5 protein-coding genes and 1 pseudogene are annotated in these 4,562 nt (G+C 60.6%); 4 read left to right on the top strand and 2 right to left on the bottom strand.

Translation table 11 applies throughout. From position 1 onward, the window contains the following. From WBV42_RS06680 to WBV42_RS06690, 3 genes are all read left to right on the top strand, one after another. A partial coding sequence (locus tag WBV42_RS06680) for a DeoR/GlpR family DNA-binding transcription regulator (RefSeq protein WP_423985338.1) occupies positions 1-524 on the top strand: 524 nt, incomplete at its 5' end. Further along, a complete protein-coding gene (gene pfkB, locus WBV42_RS06685; protein WP_423985339.1) occupies positions 521-1,429 on the top strand; it encodes a 1-phosphofructokinase in 909 nt (302 codons plus the stop codon). The genes WBV42_RS06680 and pfkB, both read left to right, overlap by 4 nt. Positions 1,430-1,619: 190 nt before the next feature. After that, entirely contained in the window at positions 1,620-1,856 is a 237-nt protein-coding gene (locus tag WBV42_RS06690; RefSeq protein WP_423985340.1) for a hypothetical protein, read from the top strand. A 73-nt stretch (positions 1,857-1,929) separates the two neighbouring features. Here WBV42_RS06690 and WBV42_RS06695 read toward each other — a convergent pair whose 3' ends face one another. Both WBV42_RS06695 and WBV42_RS06700 read right to left on the bottom strand, forming a co-directional pair. Beyond that, positions 1,930-2,613, bottom strand: coding sequence for a DUF4352 domain-containing protein (locus tag WBV42_RS06695; protein ID WP_423985341.1), 684 nt, complete (start codon positions 2,611-2,613; stop codon positions 1,930-1,932). Positions 2,614-2,732: 119 nt separating this feature from the next. Then, a complete protein-coding gene (locus tag WBV42_RS06700; protein ID WP_423985342.1) occupies positions 2,733-3,857 on the bottom strand; it encodes a PKD domain-containing protein in 1,125 nt (374 codons plus the stop codon). Between the two features lie 255 nt (positions 3,858-4,112). Here WBV42_RS06700 and WBV42_RS06705 point away from each other — a divergent pair. Next, positions 4,113-4,562, top strand: a pseudogene (locus tag WBV42_RS06705) (M42 family peptidase); the annotation flags it as partial.

Consider the following 4,562-nt stretch of genomic DNA (forward strand, 5'->3'; position numbering starts at 1 on the left):
TCGGAGAACGCGCCGCCGAAACCCTCCAAGACGGGCAGGTCGTCTTCTTCGATTCGGGAACGACGACCATCGAAGTCGCCAAACACGTCCCCGACGACGTGACCATCACCGCCGCGACCAACTCGCCACTCGTGTCGATGCAACTCGCCGAGGCGGGTATCGAGGTGAAGGTCACCGGCGGGACGCTTCGGCGCTCCACGTGGTCGCTCGTCGGACCGACCGGCGAGAGCTTTCTCGACCGGACCAACTTCGACGTGCTGTTTCTGGGAACGAACGGAATTCACCCGGATGCCGGGTTGACGACGCCGAACGAGGACGAAGCGCGCATTAAATCCCGAATGTGTGAGAAGGCGAGTCGCGTCGTGCTCGTCGCGGACAGCAGCAAGTTCGGTCGCCGAAGCTTCTTCCGCTTCGCCTCGTTCGAAGACGTGGATACGCTCGTCACCGACACCCCCGTTCCGGCGGAGTACCGCGAACCGTTCGAGACGATGGGCATCGAAATCATCGAGGAGGTGGGGGAATGATCCTGACCGTCACGCTCAATCCGGCCGTCGATTACACCGTTTCCGTCGATTCGGACGTCGAACCGGGTGGCGTCATGCGGTCGAGCATGACCCAGTACGACCCCGGTGGCAAGGGCATCAACGTCTCGAAATACCTCTCCAGGTTGGAGGTCGACACGCTCGCAACGGGCTTCGTCGGCGGCTTCCTCGGTCGCTACATCGAGGAGCAACTCACCCGTGGAAAGGTGCCGAACGACTTCGTGGAGATGGACGTGTGTACTCGACTCAACACCACGATTCTGGGTGAAGACGGCGAGTACAAACTCAATCAGTCCGGCCAGGGAGTCAAGGACGAAACCGTCCGCGAACTCATCGCCAAGGTGCGCGAGTACGAACCCGAAATCGTCGTCATCGCCGGGAGCCTCCCGCCGAACCTCGGTCCGGCGACCATCGACCGTATCGCAGGGGCCGGGCCGTGGGAGACCGTCGTGGACGTGCAGGGCGACCTCCTGACCGGCGTTGCGGGCGACTACGCGCTCTGCAAGCCCAACCGGAGCGAACTGGCGAGCGCGACCGGTATGCCGGTCCACAGTATCGAGGAGTGCGCCGAAGCCTCCCACGCGCTTCGGGAGGAGGGATTCGACCGCGTCATCACCTCGCTCGGGGACGACGGTGCGCTTCTCACCTCCGACGAGGGTGTCTTCCACGCGAAGCCACTCGACGTGGACGTGGTCGATTCGGTCGGTGCCGGGGACGGTCTGCTCGCTGGCGTCCTCTCGACGCTCGCTCGCGGCCAATCCGACCGTATCGCGCTCCGCGTCGGAATCACCGTCGCGTCCCGCGTCGTGACGGTCCCCGGAACCACCGTCCCCGACATGGACGAGGTTCGGACGGAAGCCACCGAGATACCGCTGCTCGTCGATTGAACGGCGGAAGGCGGCGTATTTTCAGCTTCGTTGTCGTTTCGTTGTTTTTCTCGATGCCGAAAGTAGAACCCCCTGACAACCCTACGCTTACCCAGTCGAACGTACCACCAAAGAGGAACGTTGGACTGGGAAAAGACAGATCTGTTGGTCTAAAATAACTTTAACACCCTCCTGTGAGTGGCGGGAAACGATGTCAGGAATCAGAAACTCACCGGATATTCCCCAATCGGTCCCGAAACTAGAAGCCGAACTCATCCGTGACGCCTACGAGACGGCCCAGAGTGGCCGCTCCACGGGTGACGCTCCCGGCACCGGGACATCTCTCGATCTCTCCGATACCGAGCGACAGGCATTCTATCGGCGTATTCTCGATGCGGGTGTCTCCAAGGAAACGCTTGGCGAACTCGGCTTCGACTCGGACGAATAGCGATACGACCCCTTTCGATCTTCTCACTTTTCGGAGGCCCCACCGACAGCGACGAGAAAAGGAGTGTTCGGGGTTACTCCATGCTCCACCGAATCTGCTTTTTCGACCCGGAATCAGTGTACGACAGCGTGACCGTCACGCCGAGGGAAGCGAGGGCGTCCTTCGGTACGTCGAAGGCGACGGTCTTCGACGACGAACCGTTGCCGTTCACGTCGGACGAGACGTACTCCTTCCACGCGCTCTTCGCCGAGTCGGTCATGCCGTACTCGTTCCCGTTGGCGTGAAGCGAGAGCGATGCATCGTCGGGGAGCGATTGGGACGACCCACCGGTGTTTTTCGTCTCGAAGGAGACGAGGAGGTAGGTCGAATCGTCGTCAGCCTCGTCGGTCGTTCCGTTATGCGAGTAGGAGTCGGACGTATTGGCTTCCGTCACGGCGACGCTGAGGTCGTCGGCGACGGTCGCGTGTTCGCCGAACGAGACGGTCTTCGATTCCGCCGTCGTGGTTCCCGAGGAATCGGTCGTCGTCTCGCCGTCGGTCGTCGTCTCGGAGTCCGTGGTGGTTTCGCTCGACGTTTCGTCCGCGCCGCTCGTCGTACTCGTCGAACCTGTACCACTCGTGGTCCCCCCTGTTCCGGTCGTCGTTTCGCCCGACGACGTTTCGGTGGAGAGTCCGGAGTCGTCCCCGTTGGAGTTGCACCCCGCGAGGAAGAGCGTGCTCGTGGTTCCGACACCGGCGATGAACGTGCGTCGTTTCATTGCGTCTCGCCGGTTACAACCCGGGGTATATCTCACTATTGGCCAAATATATACCAATCAACGTCGTTAGTAATGAAAAATTTGAAAAAATCGGCAATGCTGTCGTTCTCGCGGTCCGATTAGACCGTCGAGAGGACCACGGTGTCGGTGTCCGTCGCGCCCTCGTCGTCGGTGACCTGGAGGGTAACTTGGTAGCGGCCACAGTGCGAGAGGGTCATCTCGATCGATTCGCCGCTCTTCTCGAACGTCCCGTCGCCGTCGATGTCCCACATGTACTCGCTGATGTCGCCGTCGTCGTCCGTGGAGGCGGTCGCGTCGAGCGTGACCGTGGCACCCCGACCGAGTCCGGTGGTGTCCGTCGGCGTGGTTTCGATCCGTGCGACCGGTGGTTTGTTCTGTTCGTCGCCGTTGTTCCCGTCTCCACCGTCACCACCGTCGTTGCCGTCGCCGCCATCGTTACCGCCGGTGAGTATGTCGTCCTCGACGAGCTGCTGGACGACTTTGGTGTGCCATTGAACGCGTTTGTCGAGGGGTGTGTCCTCCGAAGTCGCTTCGACGAGATATGCGATAGCATCGGTGTCGCGTGCTGCCTTGTGCGTGAACAGACCCGTCGGTTCGTTGGAGGACGAGGAGAACACGTCGACGGTGAAGTCGTAACCGTCACGCGAGACGTAGTTCTCGTTCACGTAATCGGCCGCCGCGGTGGCATCGTTCTCCGTTTTCTTGTCCCGCGAGCGGAAAATCACTTGGCCGACGCCGCCGACCATATCGCCGTCGTAGATTTCCTGCGATTCGTGGAGGTCGATGACGGTATCGGGCTCGTACTTCTCGACGACGTCCCAGATGGCGCGAGCGAGTTTCGTCTCCGGTTCGCTCCCGGTCGGGAACTGGCGGTTCAGATCGACGCCGCCGTCCGCGACACGCGAATCCTGCCTGTCGGCCGCAGCGTTCGCCCTCGGAATCACCACGAGCCTGCCACTGCTGATGTCCCAATCGGCAATCTTTCCGGCGGCCGTGTAGCCACCTTCCTCGTTGCCGTGCATTCCACCAGTGACCATCACCGTCGGCCCGGACTGGTTGGCGGTCGTTACGTACACTTTCGTCGCTTGGTCGGTCCCGCTCCGAATGGTGAACGAGTCACGCGAAACGTCCGCTTCGCTCTTTCCGCTCGTCCCGGCAACACCGAGTCCGAGGAGTCCCGCGCAGCCTGCCGCTGTCAGAAACGTGCGTCGTGTTGAGGTCATACTACCCAATCGTGGGTCGTAGTGGGGGGTTATCGTTGTTTGGATTTTGTTCAAAAATAGATGGTAGATATTCATAATTATGAAATTATATACGGAAAATTACTATTCATTCCCTTAGATTTGAGAAATGACCATAGGATCATAAACAGAACATATCGAGAAAATCGAGTGGTTTGCCGGAACCGAAACGGGACGACCGACGGTTCGGATTGCTTCGACCCGAACGGTTATCCTCCGTACACACCCGATACCAGCATGCACGTTTCGTTCGAGGACCTCGAAGCGTTGGTGGACGCACCCGGTGCACCGGGGAACGAATACGCCGTCGCCGACCGTTTTGCCGAATTGATAGAACCGCACGTTGACACCGTTTCGTTCGACGCGATGGGGAACGTCGTCGCCACGAGCGAGGGAAGCGACTTCGAGATACTGCTCGCGGCCCACACCGACGAACTCGGGTTCCTGATCGACACGGTGGACGACGATGGCTTTCTCACCTTCCACATGCTGGGCGGTCACTACAAGGGCAACCTGTCGGGCCAACGCGTCCGCGTCGGCCCGGACGGCGTCCTCGGCGTCATCGGTCCGCGCTGTCGCCACTACATGAGCGACGAGGAAAAAGACTCCCTCCCGAACAACCTCCGAATCGACGTCGGTGCCATCTCCCCCGAAGAAGTCGCCGACCTGAACGTCGAACCCGGGGAT

The sequence above is a fragment of the Haladaptatus sp. genome, assembly GCF_049589095.1.
Classification (GTDB): Archaea; Halobacteriota; Halobacteria; order Halobacteriales; family Haladaptataceae; genus Haladaptatus.

Excerpts from the sequence above, each read along its gene's own strand:
- WBV42_RS06700 (WP_423985342.1), bottom strand. The coding sequence starts at position 3,857 with ATGACCTCAACACGACGCACGTTTCTGACAGCGGCAGGCTGCGCGGGA.
- pfkB (WP_423985339.1), top strand. The coding sequence starts at position 521 with ATGATCCTGACCGTCACGCTCAATCCGGCCGTCGATTACACCGTTTCC.
- WBV42_RS06690 (WP_423985340.1), top strand. The coding sequence starts at position 1,620 with ATGTCAGGAATCAGAAACTCACCGGATATTCCCCAATCGGTCCCGAAA.
- WBV42_RS06695 (WP_423985341.1), bottom strand. The coding sequence starts at position 2,613 with ATGAAACGACGCACGTTCATCGCCGGTGTCGGAACCACGAGCACGCTC.